The sequence below is a fragment of the Rathayibacter sp. SW19 genome, from assembly GCF_030866825.1.
In the GTDB taxonomy this organism is placed as follows: Bacteria; Actinomycetota; Actinomycetes; order Actinomycetales; family Microbacteriaceae; genus Rathayibacter_A; species Rathayibacter_A soli.
Genome location: NZ_CP133020.1, coordinates 2,118,353 through 2,134,522, shown reverse-complemented (window position 1 = coordinate 2,134,522; position 16,170 = coordinate 2,118,353). Strand labels below are relative to the sequence as shown.

Genomic DNA, 16,170 nt, shown 5'->3' with positions numbered 1-16,170 from the left:
TCACTCTGCTTTGCGCGCCCTGCTGGGCTGCACGCGCGGCGGCTCTCCAGGCATCTTCGGAAAGTCGGGCGGGAATGGCAGTTCGCCCAGACCGGCGGCGAGATCCCTCTCCCACCACGCGAGCAGTTCGTCGATCCCGCCCGGCTGAGCCTGGATGTCCGCCCAGGGGTCCCCCAGCGCTCGTAGGCGGTCTGGCACGGTCGCGATCGTGAAGCGGGTCGGATCGGCATCCGAAAGCTCATCCCAGTTCAACGGGCAGGAGACGGGCGCGTGTGCCAGTGCCCGCGGACTGTACGCGCCGGCCATTGTGCGGTCGCGGTTGGCCTGGTTGTAGTCGAGGAAGATCCGCGATCCGCGTTCCTCCTTCCACCAGGCGGTCGTGACCTGGTCGGGCATCCGCCTCTCTAATTCGCGAGCCGCCGAGATCACCGCGTGCCGCACGTCGAGGAACTCACGCACCGGCCGGATCGACGCGAACACATGCAGACCGCGATTGCCCGACGTCTTCACGAACGCGGTCAGACCGACCTCGGCAAGCAACGCCCGCAACCGGTGCGCTACCAGGATCGCGTCGCCGAAATCGGTGCCCGGCTGCGGGTCAAGGTCGATGCGCAGCTGATCCGGATTGTCGGAGTCTTCTGCTCGCGAGGGCCACGGATGGAAGACCACCGTGTTCATCTGCACCGCCCAGACGGCCACGGCGACCTCGTCGATGACCAATTGCGGATGCGTGCGCCCGCTCGGGTAGACCACCGGCACAGAGCGCACGTAGTCCGGCGCTCCCTTCGGTGGGTTCTTCGAGAAGAACTGTTCACCGTCGATACCGCCGGGGAATCGCTGCAGGGAGACCGGCCGGTCGCCGTTCGCGGCAACGAACGCGTCGCCGACCGCGATGAAGTAGTTCGCGAGGTCGAGCTTGGTGATCCCCGCCTGGGGCCAGATCACTCGACCCGGGCTGGAGAGTCGCACCTCGCGTTCGCCGTGCGGTCCGCCGACGGTGAGCATCGTTGCTTCGCTTGCCATGCAGTACAACTTAGCCATCTGCCGACCCGCGCGGAACAGCTTGCGGCGTGCGGCGCGTTGCGGTTGCCACCGCCAGGTTGCCACCGCCTAGTTGCCACGGCTCGCCGACCCGGCCACACTGAGGACGAGGGCGCCCACAAACCGCCTCAGGAAACGGGATGCAGATGACCGAGACGGTCGAATCACGAGTTGCGGTCTACATCGACTTCGACAACATTGTCATCTCGCGCTACAACCAGTTGTTCGGCAAGGGGCAGTTTCACGTCGACAAAGCACGAGAGCGCGACCACGCCGACAGCGAAGATGGCAGAGAAAGCCTGTTTCAGGAGCGGGCATCGGAAGCCACCGTTGAACTCGGTGCTGTGCTGGACTTCGCGTCATCGTTCGGCACGATCGTGGTCAGCAGGGCCTATGCGGACTGGTCCGTTCCGGTCAACGCAGGCTACAGCAGACAGCTGCTCGCGCGGGCGGTGGATCTGACCCAACTGTTCCCGACAACGCCGTGGATGAAGAATGGTGCTGACATCCGCCTGGCCGTCGATGTCGTTGAGGATCTTTTCCGATTGCCTGACCTGACCCACGTCGTCATCGTGGCCGGCGACTCGGATTACATCGCTCTCGCCCAGCGCTGCAAGCGACTGGGACGCTTCGTGGTCGGCATCGGCGTAGCCGGGTCGACGAGCAGGCTGCTCGCGGCGGCATGCGATGATTTTGCCGACTACGACGCCTTGCCCGGCATCGGCGACGCCGTGCAGCGTGCTGCGGCCGCCAAAAAGGCGGCGGCGACAAAGAAGGCAGCGGCCACAACCGCAACGCAACCCCCGAGTGCGAAGTCGGCGAAAGGGACGAAGGGCAAGAACACGACCCCCGCCTCGGCGGAGCCGGTACCGGAGGACGACGCAGATGCCGAGGCTGAAGATCCTCAGGAAGTGGCAACCGGGCTGCTCGAACGTGCGCTGCGGCTCGGGCACGCGAAAGACGACGCAGAATGGTTGCACAGTTCGACCGTGAAGACGCAGATGAAGCGGATGGACCCGTCATTCAACGAGAAGGCGCTCGGCTTCCGCTCGTTCTCCGACTTCGTGACCTCGCGCAGTGACATCGTCGAAATGAAAGAAGACGGACAGGCCCGCCGCATCCGGCTGCTGCCGGTGCTGCAAGACAAGCAATAGAGCACGGCGGCGCATTCGAAGAGACGGGTTCGTCAATTCCGACTGTGTTCATAGACCCACGGCCGCCCGCGCGTGTCCAACCGGTGACGCGGGCCTACAGAGTCGAACAAATCCTCATCGTTGTACGCCACATCCCCTTGCCACAGCAGAATGCGACCCTGTTCCGGCGTGTAGAGGTGCGTCGCGTATTCCTGCGGAACCGCACCCCGGGCGCCGGCGAGTACCTCGTCGACGGACGCGGCATCGATAAGTGAATGCAACGTCACCCAGGTTGGTGCCACCAACTGCAGGTGTTCCTCCTTGTGCAGCTGCAGGGCTGACGCTGGATGGATCCATCGGTAGCCGACGCTCTCAGCAGGCGAAAGCGCTATCTCGCCCTCCGGCGCCGAAGCGTAGTAGAACCATGTGCGAAATCGCCGCGGGACGGCCGCGGGCGGCGTCCAGCAGGAGACGAGTGCGAGCGAACCCTCCTGCAGTTCAAGGGCCGATTCTTCGTAAACCTCACGCACAGCCGCTCGACGCGCGGCCTCCTCTTCACCGGGTGCAGCCTGCGCACCCGGGGCTCCTGGCAGGCCGTCCGCGGCGTCCACGCTTCCTCCGGGGAAAACCCATGCGCCAGCGAACGAGCCGCGATCGCTCGGCCGCTCGAGCATGAGCACTTCGGGGCCGCGATCGGTGTCTCGCAACAGCACCGCAGTGGCCGCCACGCGGTGCACCTGCACGGTGCCGGCGCCGGCATCGGCGTTGTGCGTCATGGGTATGCCTTCCAGCTGCTTATCGAGGGTCGAGAGTCGCGTGCACTACCAGTCTCACACCGACAGCAGCGCGGATTAGGCTTCAGGCATGCATGAACACGCCACCGACGGGCAGCAGATCGGCGAACGAACCAGCGCGCTGACCCGTCGAGTTCGTGCACCGAACCCTGGCCCGATGACGCTGACGGGCACGAACTCGTACCTCATCGCCGCACCAGACGCCGACAGCGTCGTTGTGGTCGACCCCGGGCCGCTGGACGAAGGCCACCTCGCAGTCTTGGCGTCGGCCGGCCGGGTCGAGCTCGTCCTCCTCACTCACCGTCACGCGGACCACACCGAGTCAAGAGAACGATTCGCGGCCGTCACCGGCGCCCCGGTGCGTGCGTTCGATCGCGCGCTCTGCATCGGCGCCGAACCGCTTGCGGACCGTGAGGAGCTGTTCTCCGCGGGCACCCGCATCCGCATGATCTGGACTCCGGGACACACCTCGGATTCGGTCTGCTTCCAGTTGCCTGACGATGGTGCGATGGGCGCTGTTCTCACCGGCGACACGATTCTCGGGTCCGGAACGACGATTATCGACTCCCCAGACGGCACCCTAGGCGACTACCTGCACTCATTGTCCGTGTTGCGCGCGATCGGCCCCGCGCTCGTACTGCCCGCGCACGGTCCGACGCTGCCGGACCTTGTGGCGATCTGCGACACCTACCGCGCCCACCGCGAGGAACGGCTCGACCAGCTCCGCGCTGCGCTCGAGAAGCTCGGATCGGGTGCCACAGCCGAGGCCGTCACCGACCTCGTGTATGCAGAAACGGATGCCTCGGTGCGATTCGCCGCCGAGGCATCCGTTCGAGCTCAACTCGCCTACTTGCGTGAAGGACCACGCGCGTAGTCGCCTCGCGTCACCCGTCGCTGCGACGCCCGTCTACCCGCAATCCGTCATCGGCTACGCTCACGACGACTTGGCCACCGCCTCGCAGCTCGGATGCCACCAGCAGGTCAGCGATCCGGTCATCGAGTTCGCGCTGGATCAGCCGCCGGAGCGGACGCGCGCCGTATTCGGGTTCGTAGCCGTGTTCTGCGATCCAGTCGATCGCGTCTTCGCCGACCGTGAAACCGATCTGCTGCGCACTCAAACGCGCTTCGGTCTGAGCCAGGAGCAGCCGCACGATGTCGCGCAGTTGGCCGGGCTCGAGTTTGCTGAACACCACGATCTCATCGATCCTGTTGAGGAACTCTGGCCGCATCGACTCGCGCAGTTTGCCCATCACCCGGTCGTTCAATGCCTTCGCAGAGCCATAACCGTTGCCGGAACCGTCGCTGTCTGCGACGAAACCGAGGGCGCCGCTCTTGCTGGCCAGAAACTCCGAGCCCAGGTTCGAGGTCATGATGACCACCGTGTTGCGGAAGTCGACGGTGCGGCCCTGGCCGTCGGTCAGCCGGCCGTCGTCCAACACCTGCAGAAGCAGGTTGAAGACATCCGGATGGGCCTTCTCGATTTCGTCGAGCAGGATCACCGAATACGGGCTGCGACGTACGCGTTCGGTCAGTTGCCCGGCTTCGTCGTAGCCGACGTACCCGGGAGGGGCGCCGACCAGTCGGGAGACCGTGTGCCGCTCACTGAATTCGCTCATATCGAAACGCAACATGGCGGTATCGGAACCGAACAGCGATTCGGCAAGCGCCTTCGCCAACTCGGTCTTGCCGACCCCGGTCGGGCCGAGGAACAGGAAGCTGCCGACCGGGCGTTTTGCGTCTCCCATGCCGGTGCGGTTGCGGCGCACCGCCTTGGCCACCCGCGTCACCGCATCATCCTGCCCGATGACCCGCTTGTGCAAATCGGCCTCGAGGTGACCGAGGCGTTCACGGTCGCCTTCGGTCAACCGCGCTGCGGGAATGCCGGTCGCGCGGGCGATGATCTCGGCGATCTCGGGCTCGTCTACCACCGTCGAGCCGGCAGCTTTGCTATCCGCAGACTCCGCCTCGGCGATCCGGGCGCGCAGCGGCTCCAACTCGTCGCGCAATGCGGTCGCCTCCTCGTAATTCTCGGCGGTAACCGCCGCAGCCTTGCGCTCGTCTAGTTCGGCGAGCTGCTCGTGCAGCGCCTTGAGGTCCGTTTGGTTGCCCAGCTTCAGTCGCAGCCGCGCACCCGCCTGGTCGATCAGGTCGATCGCCTTGTCCGGCAGGAAGCGATCCGGGATGTAGCGGGCGGATAGCTCGACCGCGGCGCGAATCGCCTCATCCGTGTAGTGCACGCCGTGGTGAAGCTCATACGCACCCTGCAGACCGGCAAGAATCCGCACGGCATCCTCCGTGCTCGGCTCGCCGACGTGTACGGGCTGGAAACGGCGCTCCAGCGCAGGGTCCTTCTCGACTTTGCGATACTCCTTGAGCGTCGTCGCACCGATGACGTGGAGTTCGCCACGCGCCAGGCGCGGCTTCAGGATATTTCCGGCATCGGTACCGCCCTCGCCGGAGCCGCCCGCGCCGACGACGGTGTGCAACTCGTCGAGGAACACGATGAGCGTGCCCTTGTTCGCGCTGATCTCGTCCATCGTCTTGGTCAGCCGCTCTTCGAAATCGCCTCGGAAACGCGTTCCGGCCAGCATCCCCGGAAGGTCGAGGGCGACAACTCGCTTGTCGCGCAACTGCTCCGGCACCTCGCCGGCGACGATCGCCTGTGCCAGGCCGTCGACGATTGCCGTCTTACCGACTCCCGCTTCGCCGATCAACACCGGGTTGTTCTTGGTGCGCCGCGACAGAATCTCGATCGTCTGTTCGATCTCGTCGGCCCGGCCGATCACGGGATCCAAGGCGCCGCTCTTGGCCAGTGCCGTCAGATCGGTGCCGTACGTGTCGAGCATCGGCGTTTGTGAGGTTCCGGATGCCGCCGGCAGGCCGGTCGCACCTGGCTGCCCTGTTGCGGTCGCGCCGCCAGCTTCCGACTCACTGGCACTTTGTTGCAGCGCCTGCGGCGTGACGCCTGCCGCACTCAGCAGCTGACCGGCGGGAGCCTCCTGATTCACAACGAATGCGAAGAACAGGTGTTCCGGGTCGATGTACGTCGAACCGAACGCTCGTGCGACCTGATGCGCGTCGAGCAGCGCGCGCTGCGCAGAGTGTGTCAGCGCCGGCGTTGCGTCCGCCGCCTCGCCTGCCGGCGCGGGCAGGCGCTGGTCGATCGCGGCCACAATCGATGCCGGGTCGACACCGACGCGCTTGATCACGTCGCTGATCGACGATTCGCCGATCAGCACGCGCAGAATGTGCAGGGCATCGACATCGGAATGACCGTGCTCGAGGGCGAATCGCGCCGCCTGATTGATCACCGCGTGCGTGCGTTTGCTCAGCAGCCGGGTGATGTCGATCGCTCGTCCTGACTGGGCTGCCCGCTGCCCTTGCAGGTACCGGGCAAGAAACTCGTCGAACGAGCCGGCTCCGGATCCCACCGGGCCGAAGTATGTAGGCATCAGACCTCCTGTTAAACTTGAGTGCCTTTCACTCAAGTTAACGCCGAGGGTGACGATTCATTCCCGCTGCCGGGTCGCCAATTGTGCAAGATCCTCCGAGACGAATCGCCGGATGCGCCCAGCGCGCTCCCGCAGGTAGCGTGCATCGACTGGGATCCGCCGGCGCTCGAGCGTGTCTTCGATTGACGATGCAATGTCACCCCAGGCGTCGTCGCGGGCACGCTCGATGAGTCCCAGCAGAAAAGTCTCGTCTTCCGCTCGCTCTCGCAGGGTCGTCGCCATCACCTCGGAGAGTTCCTCGCGACGGCCGAGATTGGTCAGGTCGGCCGCCCGATAGTCGTGCACGTGCTCCGCATCGCCTTCCAGCGTCGCAGACCAGCGCCGCTCCCCTGCGATGCGCTCTGCGACATCCTCCGCCTCGGCCGCCAGCACATCGAGCGCTTCACGCGCCTCATCGCGGTACCGTTGGGTGCTGTACGGCAGGTCCTCGGTCAGCGCTCCGATCACGATACGGTTCTTGAGTCTCATCCGGCTCGCATACTCGGCTAACAGCAGCCCCTCGTCAACTGCATCCGCAAGGCTGACCGGATCCGGCCTCGGCAGCGCCGCCTCGTCGAACGGCCGCACCAGCACGCGCGGCGCACGTCGACGACGAAACCACATCCAACGCCTCATTATCCGATCACAGAAATTTCACGGCTGTGCACGCCACAGCGCGGCGCAAGCCGAAGACTTCACGTTACTCTGGATCAGCGAGGAAGGGACCTCAGATGGCCGCACGGCTACGCGGATCGTGGACGATCGCGCTGCCGGTGCTCGCATTCATTGTCTTGCTGGTGACCTGGCAGCGCAGTCTGCCGCTCGTACTCACTGTGGTGGTGGGGCTCGTTCTGATCGGTGCCGTGCTGATGGCCGTTCATCACGCCGAGGTGGTCGCGCATCGCGTCGGTGAGCCTTTCGGCTCGATCGTTTTGGCAGTGGCAGTGACGATCATCGAAGTCGCGCTGATCATCACACTGATGCTCTCCGGCAAACCGGGAACGGAGTCACTCGCTCGCGATACCGTCTTCGCAGCGGTCATCATCACCTGCAACGGAATCGTCGGCCTTGCCTTGCTGCTCGGGTCGATCCGCCATGGGATCCCGCGATTCAACCCGGAGGGAACGGGTGCAGCACTGGGAATCGTCGCCACGTTGACAACGCTCACCCTGGTCTTGCCGACGTTCACGACGACGGTCGCCGAACCGGAGTTCTCGGCATCACAGTTGGTCTTCGTCGCGATCGCCGCCCTGGTGCTTTACGGCGGCTTTATCTACACGCAGACGGGGCGCCACCGTGAGTTCTTCTTGCCCGTCACAGAGGGCGGCAAAGTCATCGACGGAGACGATCACGCGACACCGCCCACGGTGAAAGCCGCGCTGCTCTCCCTCGGCATGCTGCTGGTTTCGCTTGTCGCGGTTGTTGGGCTGGCCAAGACGATCTCACCCGCGATCGAGGCGGGCGTCGCATCCGCCGGCATCCAGAACTCATTCGTCGGAGTCGTCATCGCTCTGCTTGTGCTCCTGCCGGAGGGCATCGCCGCGTCGAGGGCCGCGCTTCGCAATCGAGTTCAGACCAGCTTGAACCTGGCGTTCGGCTCTGCGATGGCCAGCATCGGGCTGACCATTCCTGCGATTGCTGTTGCCAGCATCTGGTTGCCGGGCCGTCTGGTGCTTGGCCTCGGACCGGTGCAGTTGGTGATCCTGATACTGACGGTCGCCGTCGCGACATTGACCGTGGTTCCCGGTCGTGCCACTCGGCTGCAAGGCCTCGTGCATTTGGTGATCTTCGGGGCGTTCATCTTTCTCGCGATCAAGCCCTGACCTCGCACGATCAAGCCCTGAATTCTCTCGACCGAGTTTCTCGACCGAGCCCCGACATGCACTCAGCGCGGGCGCGACCACCAGAACTCGAGCTGGATGTTGTCGGGATCGCGGAACACCAGTGCAGCGCCGTTCGCGGTGTCCTCTGCCGGGGAATGCACCACGTTCAGCCCGGCCAGCTGTGTTTCCCAGGCATCCAAATCTGCGCGTTCTGCGACGCTGAACCCAATGTGATCCAGCCCCACGTTGCGGTCATCGAAGCGCGGCACCGGCACCACCGTGTGCTGGTTCAGCCCGATCACAAGCCCCGTCGCCTGGTGCACGAGCACGATCATGATGCGGTTGTCGAGATCGACCCTGCGCACACGTCGCAGCCCGAGTACGTCGACGTACCAGCTGGCGCTCGCCTCCACATCGGAAACCGAGAGATCGATGTGCGACGGCGTGCCGAATGCAGGCATGGGCTCCTCCTCTTTCACGTCCAGGCTATCGCCATCCTTCAACTCTCGATCTGCGCGATCTCGATTCAGGCAGCACGTGCCGGTTTCGGCCGGCACCTCCCCCTTTCGGGGATTGACTTGGCGGAGCACCACAATGAAGCTGAGGTATGGCAATCAGCAAGGTGCAACTTTTCTCCATTCCCGTCACCGACCAGGATCGTGCCCGCGACTTCTACGTCGATGCGCTGGGCTTCACACTCAACATGGACACCCAACTGAGCCCCGAGATGCGTTGGGTGATGGTCTCACCGCCCGGTGCCGCGACCGCAATGACCCTGGTGAACTGGTTTCCGACCATGCCTGCAGGTTCCCTCAAGGGCCTCGTATTGGAGACGGACGATCTCGAAGGCGACGCCCAGCGCCTGGCAGACAAAGGCGTGACTGCGGCGGGCGACATTGAGGATGCCCCGTGGGGCCGGTTCATCCAATTCGACGACCCGGACGGCAACGGCCTGATCCTTCAGGCATCGGCCCAACCGAGTTGAACCTCACGCGCAACCGGCGGTTGCCTGCTAGCGAGGATCTCTATACTGCGAACTATGCCCGAGTCGCCGCGATTGCTCCTCATCGAGGATGACGGTCAATTGTCGACCATGCTCGATCGCCTCCTCACCTCGGAGGGCTATGAGGTCGCGCATGCCCCTGATGGCCAGAAGGGGTTGCACAGGGGGCTGACCGAATCGTTCGACGTGATGATCATCGACCGTGGCCTTCCCGTCGTGACCGGCCTCGACCTGCTGGCAGCGTTGCGCCGTAACGGTGTGGCAACTCCGGCGCTTGTGCTGTCCGCTCTCGGCAATCCGTCCGATCGGGTTGAGGGCCTGGACGCGGGCGCTGAAGACTACATGTCCAAGCCATTCGACATCGACGAGCTGCTGGCTCGGTTGCGAGCGGTGCGCCGGCGTGCGATCAGCACAATCGAACTGCTCGGCATCGCGGGTGGCAAACTCGACTCCGAACGCCGGATCGTGTATCTGGATGACGATTCGACGGTCACGCTGTCAGCTCGCGAGTGCGCATTGCTTGAAGAGCTCGCCCGCTGGCCCGAGCGGGTGTTCAGTCGCGACGAACTGCGCGAGTATGTCTTCGCGAACGCCGAAGAAGACGGGGTCGTGGACACTTATGTGCACTATTTGCGCCGCAAACTGGGGCGTCACGTCATTCGTACCGTCTACGGCCTCGGCTACGCGCTCGGGACCGCTCGGTGAAGCGATCGCCGCTCGGACCGGGCCGACCCGACAACATCCGGCGGGCGTCCAATCGTCTTGCCATACAGACCGGCGGGCTCCTTGTGGTGCTGCTCGCCGCGATCGCAGCAGCCGTCTTCATCATCGTCGGCGCCAACCAGAGCGCAGCGGCCAGTCGATTGCTGGAGGATGCGACACAGCACGTCGACTCGGTAGCCGATGCCCCGGCCGGTGTCTGGTTGGCCATCGACGATCACGGCACGTTGTCGGTGTCGCCTGGAATGCCCGCGGGACTGCCGAATCGTGAGGCGATGGAACGCGCCAGCGGCCCACCGGGCGACCCGCGGCAACCGGACGCAACGCAATCCGACGTGACGGTCGGCGGTGTGACCTACATCGTGCGCACTCAGCGCAGCCCCGACCGCGTCGTGCAAGCGGTGTTCAGCAAACAGGACAACGATGCGGAGATGGCGCGCTTGGCCGTCGCATTTCTCGTGGCCGGAGTCGGCGCCGTTCTGCTGGTGAGTGTTCTCGCTGCATGGCTCTCCCGGCGGGTGATGCGACCGCTGTCGGATGCGCTGGCGATGCAAAAGCGATTCGTCGCAGACGCAAGCCACGAGCTCCGCACGCCCGTCACTATTCTGAGCACTCGTGCGCAATTGCTGAAACGCGAGTTGAATCGGCTGCCGGGCGAAACGACGGCTGCACAGGACGCGGATGCACTGGTTCAAGACGCCCGCGCGCTCACCGAGATCCTCGAAGACCTGCTGACGGCCGTGGACCCACGGGAAGCAGAAGCGCGAGAAGATGTCGAACTCGCCCACATCGCTGACGATGTCTGTCGAGGTCTCGCGCAGCGGGCAACCGCGAAGGGCGTGACGATCACTCGCGCTGGGGTCGCGCACGCCGTTGTGGTCGGGTCGCCGGGCGCTCTACGCCGCGTATTCGTCGCACTGATCGACAACGCGCTCGAGTTTGCCCGATCGTCGATCGTCGTCGACCTACGGCGTGAGTCCGGCAACGTGGTCATCGAAGTGACCGATGACGGGCCGGGCTTCCCCGCGGAGATTCGCGATCGCGCCTTCGAGCGCTTCGCGCGTGCACGCCTCACAGCGCAGGACCCAGGCGACGCGAGCGCTGCGCGCCACTATGGCTTGGGGCTGGCGCTTGTGGCCGAGATCGCGACACGCCATGGCGGAACCGTCGAGCTCAGCGACGCGGCAACCGCCCAGACGACCGGCGCCGCAACCGGCTTGACCTCTGGTGCGCTCGTCAGGCTGCGGCTTCCCGAGGCAGTTGCCCGGCCGTGACCGTGCTGCCATCGGAACGCACGGCGAAAACACTGCACTCATACTCGCGCGCCGCCCACTCGACGCCGTGCGCCCCCAGCGCGAAAACTGCCGTTGCAAGGACGTCCGCGATCGTCAAGGTGGGCGCGATCACCGACACGCTCGCCAGTTCGGGATGCGCGGCGAGCCCGGTGCGCCCGTCGACGATATGCTCGCCGCGCTCGTATGCGCCTGACGTCGCGATCGCCTCATCGTGAAGAGCGAACACGGCGATCATCGTCATCGGGTCCCACGGCGAGCGAACGCCGATGTTCCATCCGCTGTGCTCATCCGCATTGCCGCGCACCACGATGTCGCCGCCCGCGTTGATGCAGAAGTCGCGCACACCCGCACGCACGAGGATGTCGGCAGCACGCTGAACCGCCCACCCTTTCACCACTCCGTCCGTGTCGAGACCGGCCCCACCAGGCACCCGTAACGCAAACGCGCCGTTCGAATTGCGCTGCACTGATGCGCCGATCGCGAGCACCTCGCGCAGGTCGTCGCTGTAATCAGACGGCACCAACCGCCCCCGATTGACGCGGCTCACCTCGCTGTCGGGGCGGTACCTGCTGAATCGCCGGTCTGCGTCGGCCAAGGCGTTGAACGCGGAGCCGACGGCGGCCGTGAAGTCGCCCTCGCCACGGATGTCGACCGAGATGGGAAAGCCCATGACGGTCTGCATGTGCCTCATCGCTTGTCGATCGCCGCCTGCACGGACGCCGCATATCCCTGCGACGTGTAGGTCGCACCGGACACGGAGTCGATCTGGGCGGATTGCTTGGACAAGACTTCTTGGGCCAAAATCGGCGCGGCCTGCGCGTTGATCTCGACGCTGCGGTCGCGATCGTTTGGAGACTGTAATTCGGTCACCGCCGTGAGCTTCGTGCCTGAGAACGTGACGGACACCTGCACCGGCCCATACGGCGTTTGTTCCACGGCACCGTTGATCGTCGCCGTGCCGGTGACGGCAGTCGACCCCGAGGATGAAGACCCTGAGGAGGACCCCGATGACGAACCGCTCGTGGCAGACGCGGACGGCGATGCGGATGCTGTCGGCTGCGAACTCGATGCGCCCGCGCCGGCGGCAGGCACACCGACCGCGCTCGACGCCGCCGCCAGATTCGCCCCGGAACCGGTGTACAGTTTCAGCCCGATTGTGAGCCCCATCGTGACCAGGATGGTTGCGAACAGCGCCGTGCCTCGCCACTTCTTGTTCATGACATGCTCAATTCTTCTCGATGGATGACCCGCGACGGCAACCGTAGTTTGTGGAGTGAATCGACGACCTGCAGCGCCATTCCCTCTGGGCCGCACAAGAACACTTCACGTGCCTGGAGGTCTGGAACGATCTGACTGAGCACCTCTGCCGACAGCGGATCGTATCCGAGCTCCTGTCTGCGACCGACCAAGGGGATGACAACCAGACTCGGAATAGCGTTCAATTCGGCCCACAGCGCCAGGTGTTCGCCCGATCGTGCGCGATAGAGGAGCACCACCTGATGCCCCCGAGCCACCAGATCCTCCGCGAGGGCGCGGATCGGCCCGATGCCGGAGCCGCCTGCGATCAACAGAATGCGGGCCCGCGTGGCGCGGTCCGCTGTGAAGTGCCCGAACGGGCCTTCGGCGAAGACGAGCGTTCCCGGTCGAAGTTGCCGGATCGCGCGAGAGTGATTGCCGAGCGCACCAACGGTGATCCGCAGATACTGGCCATCCGGAACGCGCGAGATCGAATACGGATGCGCCGTCAGCAGGTGCCCCCAAGACAGAAATCGGAATGACATGAAGTTGCCTGCACGCACTCCGAGTTCTTCGAGGTTGCGCCCGCTGAACCACACGCTGGTCGTTCCTGCGTTCTCCGCCACGACGTGCTCCACGCGCAACCGGTGGCGCCACGCCACTCGCAGCGGCAACACCACGCGCCAGGTCAGGACGGCGGCCGCCGTCGCGAGATAGAGCAGAAGCCACGCCGCACGGTTCGCCGGATCGTTGATGAAGTGCACTCCCGCGCTCAGTTGGTGCAGGAAGGTGAGGAAGATTGCGGCGTACACGCTCACGTGCAGCCAGTACCAGACCTCGTAGGACAGCCGTGCACGAATAGCGCGGGCACTGCTGAAGCCGATCAGGAGGAAGGCGATCGTGCCGATCAGAGCGGTGAGCATGTCCGGGTAGCTTTGCAGGATCGTGATCAGTTCTGACCATGGCAGCTGCTTATCGAGGAACATGCCGCCGACCACCATGAAGATGACGTGGGTGACGATCAAGAACACGACCGTCGTGCCAAGCGTTCTGTGCCAGGCGACGAGCCTGTCCAATCCGACGGCAGCTTCAAACCACGGGATGCGCGCAATCAGCAGCACCTGAACGCACACCAGATAGCCACCGAGCATTCCGCTCAACTCACCGATCGTCGTCGTCACCTGCGCAGGCGTGCCGGCCAGCGGCGCCGGGGTGGTTGCCCACCACATGAACAAGACGATGAAGGTTCCGACAACGATCGTCAGCCGCAACATCACGGCGCGCGCGCGGGTGGCGGGCGGGCGCCTCCTGCGCAGTGTCTGCGCCTGATTGGCTGAGCTGATCGCGGTCATACCTCAACGCTACGGACGCGTTTTTTGCGCATTCTGGGAAACTGGGAGCAAGCTATGCACGCGGCCTCAACGAGGTGAGATCGGCGGTCGCCGGTCATAGAGTGGGCGCATGCACAACCGCCATGCTGAAGTCGACACGACGATCGGTCGGCTGACGATCTGTGCTGCGGATGACGCCGTCACCGGGCTGTACTTTCCACAGCACCGGCATCTGCCCGCCGCAGAGACCCTCGGCTCACTGACCACAATCGCTGACGATCCGCTCCTTGCGAGCGCCGCGGTTCAATTGTGCGAATATCTGGACGGCACCCGCACCAGCTTCGACTTTCCAATGGCCACCTTTGGCGATCCGTTCCAGGAGCAGGTCTGGGCGATTCTCAGAGAGATTCCCTTCGGACAGACCGTCACCTACGGCGAAATCGCACAGGAACTCGGAAACAAGGCACTGGCCCAGAAGGTCGGGCAGGCGGTGGGGCACAATCCCCTCTCGATCTTCATCGCCTGTCACCGCGTCGTCGGTAAGGACGGCAAGCTCACCGGATACGCAGGCGGCTTGCAGCGCAAGCAATTTCTGCTCGATCTCGAAGCACCAGCTGAGGTGAAGGCCGCCAGGCTGTTCTGAACGCTGCGTCAGCGCGCGACCCTCACCCATGACATGCCGCGGGCCGTGAGACTGTAGCGCTCCCCCGTGCGCACCATGACCATCAGCACCTCTTCACAGGTGGGACACCGCACGACCCAACCCATTGGACTGCCGTAGACGATAGCGCGCGCGAGCGGCTCGACATCTGAGCAGCTGGCACAGCGCTCGAGTGCGGTCGTCACGTCGAACACGAACAGTTCCGCGAGTGGGCCGGCCAGCACGTTGCCGTCAAGCAGGTCGCTGCCAGGCGCATGCTGGCTATGACGCACGGACATCAGCCACCTCCGAATCGTTCTGTCTTCACCAGGTGCGGATCGTGCCCGTGCGCGACAAGCACGCGAGAGGTCGCCTCGACGAATCCGGTCGGTCCGCAGACGAAGACCGTCGGATGCTGCGCTGCCGGAATCGTCGCGGCCGCCAGTTCCGCTTCGGTGGCGCGCCCGGGCGGGCGAGGCCACGCATCCGGAACGCGCCGAGTGTAGAAGACCGTGACGCTGACGTCGTCGCCGGGCTGCTCGAGTTCGTCGCGGAAGAACGCGTCTTCGGGTGTTCGCACGGAGTACAGCAGTCGAAACGGCGTATGACTGGCAACTGCTCGATGCGACCGGATCATCGCGATCAGCGGAACAATGCCGGACCCGCCGCCGATCAGCTGCACCGGGTCGAGGCCGGTGCCGTCGGATAGTTCTGGCTTCCAGACAAACCATCCGCCGAGCGGCCCACGGACTTCCAGTTGATCGCCGACCCGAAGGTCGTCGACGAGATAGGGCGAAACCTCGCCGTCCGGCAACCGGTCGACGGCCAGCTCGACCTGTTGGCCTGCGCCGACAGATGCCAGTGAATAGGAGCGCACCGCCTGGTACCCGTCCTCGGCCGTGAGTCGGACATCGGCATGCTGGCCGGCGATATTGCCGGGCCAGCCCGGCACATCCAGCAGGATGCTGCGTCCGCTCGGGGTGAGCATCCGCGTGTCTGCGACGACGCCGACGCGCCAAGCGCCGACGCCGGGTGTCGTCACGGGAGGGCCTTCACGCGTTCGCGTTCACGAGTAGCGCTGTTCCCGCCACGGGTCGCCATACAGGTGGTAGCCGTTCTGCTCCCAGAAGCCCGGCTCGTCGTCGGGTTGCATCACGAGGCCGCGGACCCATTTGGCGCTCTTCCAGAAGTACAGGTGCGGCACGAGCAGGCGCGCGGGCCCACCGTGCTCCGCAAGCAGCGGCTCACCGCCGAACTCGAAGGCGATCCAGGCCTTGCCGTCCCGAAGATCCGCCAGCGGAACGTTGGTGGTGTAGCCGCCATACGAGTGCACCATAACGAACTCGTCAGTGGTCTCGACGTTCTCGAACAGGGTGTCGAGAGAGACGCCGCGCCAGTGCGTGCCGAGCTTCGACCAGCGGGTCACGCAGTGGATGTCCGTGGTGACGTCCTCGATCGCGAGCTGGTGCAGCTGCGTCCAGTCCCACCGATGCGTGACCCCGCTCTCGGTGCGGATCAGGAACTCCCAGTCGGCGGTGGCGATCTGCGGCGTCGGCCCAGCCGAGAGCACCGGGAAATCTTCGGTCAGATACTGCCCGGGCGGCAGGTCCGGGTTGTGCTCGCGGCTGCGACCACCGAATCCGCGGGTGAAGATCGCCATCGC

Annotated in this window: 18 protein-coding genes; 7 read left to right on the top strand and 11 right to left on the bottom strand. The window is 64.9% G+C overall.

Annotated features, from left to right (window positions below; all coding sequences use genetic code 11):
* On the bottom strand, window positions 1–1,023 hold the full coding sequence (gene ligD, locus QU604_RS09785) for a non-homologous end-joining DNA ligase (RefSeq protein WP_308468616.1): 1,023 nt from the start codon (window positions 1,021–1,023) through the stop codon (window positions 1–3).
* 164 nt (window positions 1,024–1,187) lie between these two features.
* On the opposite strand from ligD, the gene QU604_RS09780 reads away from it, so the two are divergent.
* The gene (locus QU604_RS09780; RefSeq protein WP_308468889.1) at window positions 1,188–2,195 is read left to right on the top strand and encodes an NYN domain-containing protein; all 1,008 of its coding nucleotides are present in this window, start codon (window positions 1,188–1,190) and stop codon (window positions 2,193–2,195) included.
* A 32-nt stretch (window positions 2,196–2,227) separates the two neighbouring features.
* Here QU604_RS09780 and QU604_RS09775 read toward each other — a convergent pair whose 3' ends face one another.
* Window positions 2,228–2,950, bottom strand: a complete 723-nt coding sequence (locus QU604_RS09775; protein ID WP_308468615.1) for an NUDIX hydrolase — start codon at window positions 2,948–2,950, stop codon at window positions 2,228–2,230.
* Window positions 2,951–3,038: 88 nt separating this feature from the next.
* On the opposite strand from QU604_RS09775, the gene QU604_RS09770 reads away from it, so the two are divergent.
* Window positions 3,039–3,842, top strand: coding sequence for an MBL fold metallo-hydrolase (locus tag QU604_RS09770; protein ID WP_308468614.1), 804 nt, complete (start codon window positions 3,039–3,041; stop codon window positions 3,840–3,842).
* 10 nt (window positions 3,843–3,852) lie between these two features.
* Here QU604_RS09770 and QU604_RS09765 read toward each other — a convergent pair whose 3' ends face one another.
* Both QU604_RS09765 and QU604_RS09760 read right to left on the bottom strand, forming a co-directional pair.
* Window positions 3,853–6,420 carry an ATP-dependent Clp protease ATP-binding subunit gene (locus tag QU604_RS09765; RefSeq protein ID WP_308468613.1) on the bottom strand — a complete coding sequence of 856 codons (2,568 nt, stop codon included), beginning with the start codon at window positions 6,418–6,420 and terminating at the stop codon, window positions 3,853–3,855.
* Window positions 6,421–6,477: 57 nt separating this feature from the next.
* Complete coding sequence (locus QU604_RS09760) at window positions 6,478–7,083, bottom strand: hypothetical protein (RefSeq protein WP_308468612.1); 606 nt, start codon at window positions 7,081–7,083, stop codon at window positions 6,478–6,480.
* Between the two features lie 107 nt (window positions 7,084–7,190).
* On the opposite strand from QU604_RS09760, the gene QU604_RS09755 reads away from it, so the two are divergent.
* Window positions 7,191–8,282: a calcium:cation antiporter gene (locus QU604_RS09755; protein ID WP_308468611.1), complete on the top strand. Its 1,092-nt coding sequence runs from the start codon at window positions 7,191–7,193 to the stop codon at window positions 8,280–8,282.
* 62 nt (window positions 8,283–8,344) lie between these two features.
* Here QU604_RS09755 and QU604_RS09750 read toward each other — a convergent pair whose 3' ends face one another.
* Complete coding sequence (locus QU604_RS09750) at window positions 8,345–8,743, bottom strand: VOC family protein (protein ID WP_308468610.1); 399 nt, start codon at window positions 8,741–8,743, stop codon at window positions 8,345–8,347.
* A gap of 146 nt (window positions 8,744–8,889) precedes the next feature.
* On the opposite strand from QU604_RS09750, the gene QU604_RS09745 reads away from it, so the two are divergent.
* The 3 genes from QU604_RS09745 to QU604_RS09735 are packed head-to-tail and all read left to right on the top strand — an operon-like array spanning window position 8,890 to window position 11,279.
* Complete coding sequence (locus tag QU604_RS09745; RefSeq protein ID WP_308468609.1) at window positions 8,890–9,267, top strand: VOC family protein; 378 nt, start codon at window positions 8,890–8,892, stop codon at window positions 9,265–9,267.
* 54 nt (window positions 9,268–9,321) lie between these two features.
* Window positions 9,322–9,990: a response regulator transcription factor gene (locus QU604_RS09740; protein ID WP_308468608.1), complete on the top strand. Its 669-nt coding sequence runs from the start codon at window positions 9,322–9,324 to the stop codon at window positions 9,988–9,990.
* The gene (locus QU604_RS09735) at window positions 9,987–11,279 is read left to right on the top strand and encodes a sensor histidine kinase (RefSeq protein WP_308468607.1); all 1,293 of its coding nucleotides are present in this window, start codon (window positions 9,987–9,989) and stop codon (window positions 11,277–11,279) included. Before QU604_RS09740 ends, QU604_RS09735 begins: the two co-directional genes overlap by 4 nt.
* Here the strand turns inward: QU604_RS09735 and QU604_RS09730 are convergent.
* Genes QU604_RS09730 through QU604_RS09720 form a run of 3 tightly spaced genes read right to left on the bottom strand, consistent with a single transcriptional unit; the run spans window position 11,242 to window position 13,888 of the window.
* On the bottom strand, window positions 11,242–11,982 hold the full coding sequence (locus QU604_RS09730) for an FAD:protein FMN transferase (protein ID WP_308468606.1): 741 nt from the start codon (window positions 11,980–11,982) through the stop codon (window positions 11,242–11,244). The genes QU604_RS09735 and QU604_RS09730 overlap by 38 nt on opposite strands.
* 5 nt (window positions 11,983–11,987) lie before the next feature.
* Complete coding sequence (locus QU604_RS09725; RefSeq protein WP_308468605.1) at window positions 11,988–12,518, bottom strand: FMN-binding protein; 531 nt, start codon at window positions 12,516–12,518, stop codon at window positions 11,988–11,990.
* On the bottom strand, window positions 12,515–13,888 hold the full coding sequence (locus tag QU604_RS09720) for a ferredoxin reductase family protein (protein ID WP_308468604.1): 1,374 nt from the start codon (window positions 13,886–13,888) through the stop codon (window positions 12,515–12,517). The genes QU604_RS09725 and QU604_RS09720 overlap by 4 nt, the downstream gene beginning before the upstream one ends.
* Window positions 13,889–13,997: 109 nt before the next feature.
* Here QU604_RS09720 and QU604_RS09715 point away from each other — a divergent pair, with 109 nt between their 5' ends.
* Window positions 13,998–14,510, top strand: a complete 513-nt coding sequence (locus tag QU604_RS09715; RefSeq protein WP_308468603.1) for a methylated-DNA--[protein]-cysteine S-methyltransferase — start codon at window positions 13,998–14,000, stop codon at window positions 14,508–14,510.
* Between the two features lie 8 nt (window positions 14,511–14,518).
* On the opposite strand, the gene QU604_RS09710 is transcribed toward QU604_RS09715, so the two are convergent.
* Genes QU604_RS09710 through QU604_RS09700 form a run of 3 tightly spaced genes read right to left on the bottom strand, consistent with a single transcriptional unit; the run spans window position 14,519 to window position 16,167 of the window.
* Entirely contained in the window at window positions 14,519–14,806 is a 288-nt protein-coding gene (locus tag QU604_RS09710) for a DUF6510 family protein (RefSeq protein WP_308468602.1), read from the bottom strand.
* The gene (locus tag QU604_RS09705; RefSeq protein WP_308468601.1) at window positions 14,806–15,549 is read right to left on the bottom strand and encodes a ferredoxin reductase; all 744 of its coding nucleotides are present in this window, start codon (window positions 15,547–15,549) and stop codon (window positions 14,806–14,808) included. The genes QU604_RS09710 and QU604_RS09705 overlap by 1 nt, the downstream gene beginning before the upstream one ends.
* 24 nt (window positions 15,550–15,573) lie before the next feature.
* On the bottom strand, window positions 15,574–16,167 hold the full coding sequence (locus QU604_RS09700) for a molybdopterin-dependent oxidoreductase (protein ID WP_308468600.1): 594 nt from the start codon (window positions 16,165–16,167) through the stop codon (window positions 15,574–15,576).
* Window positions 16,168–16,170: the final 3 nt, after the last annotated feature.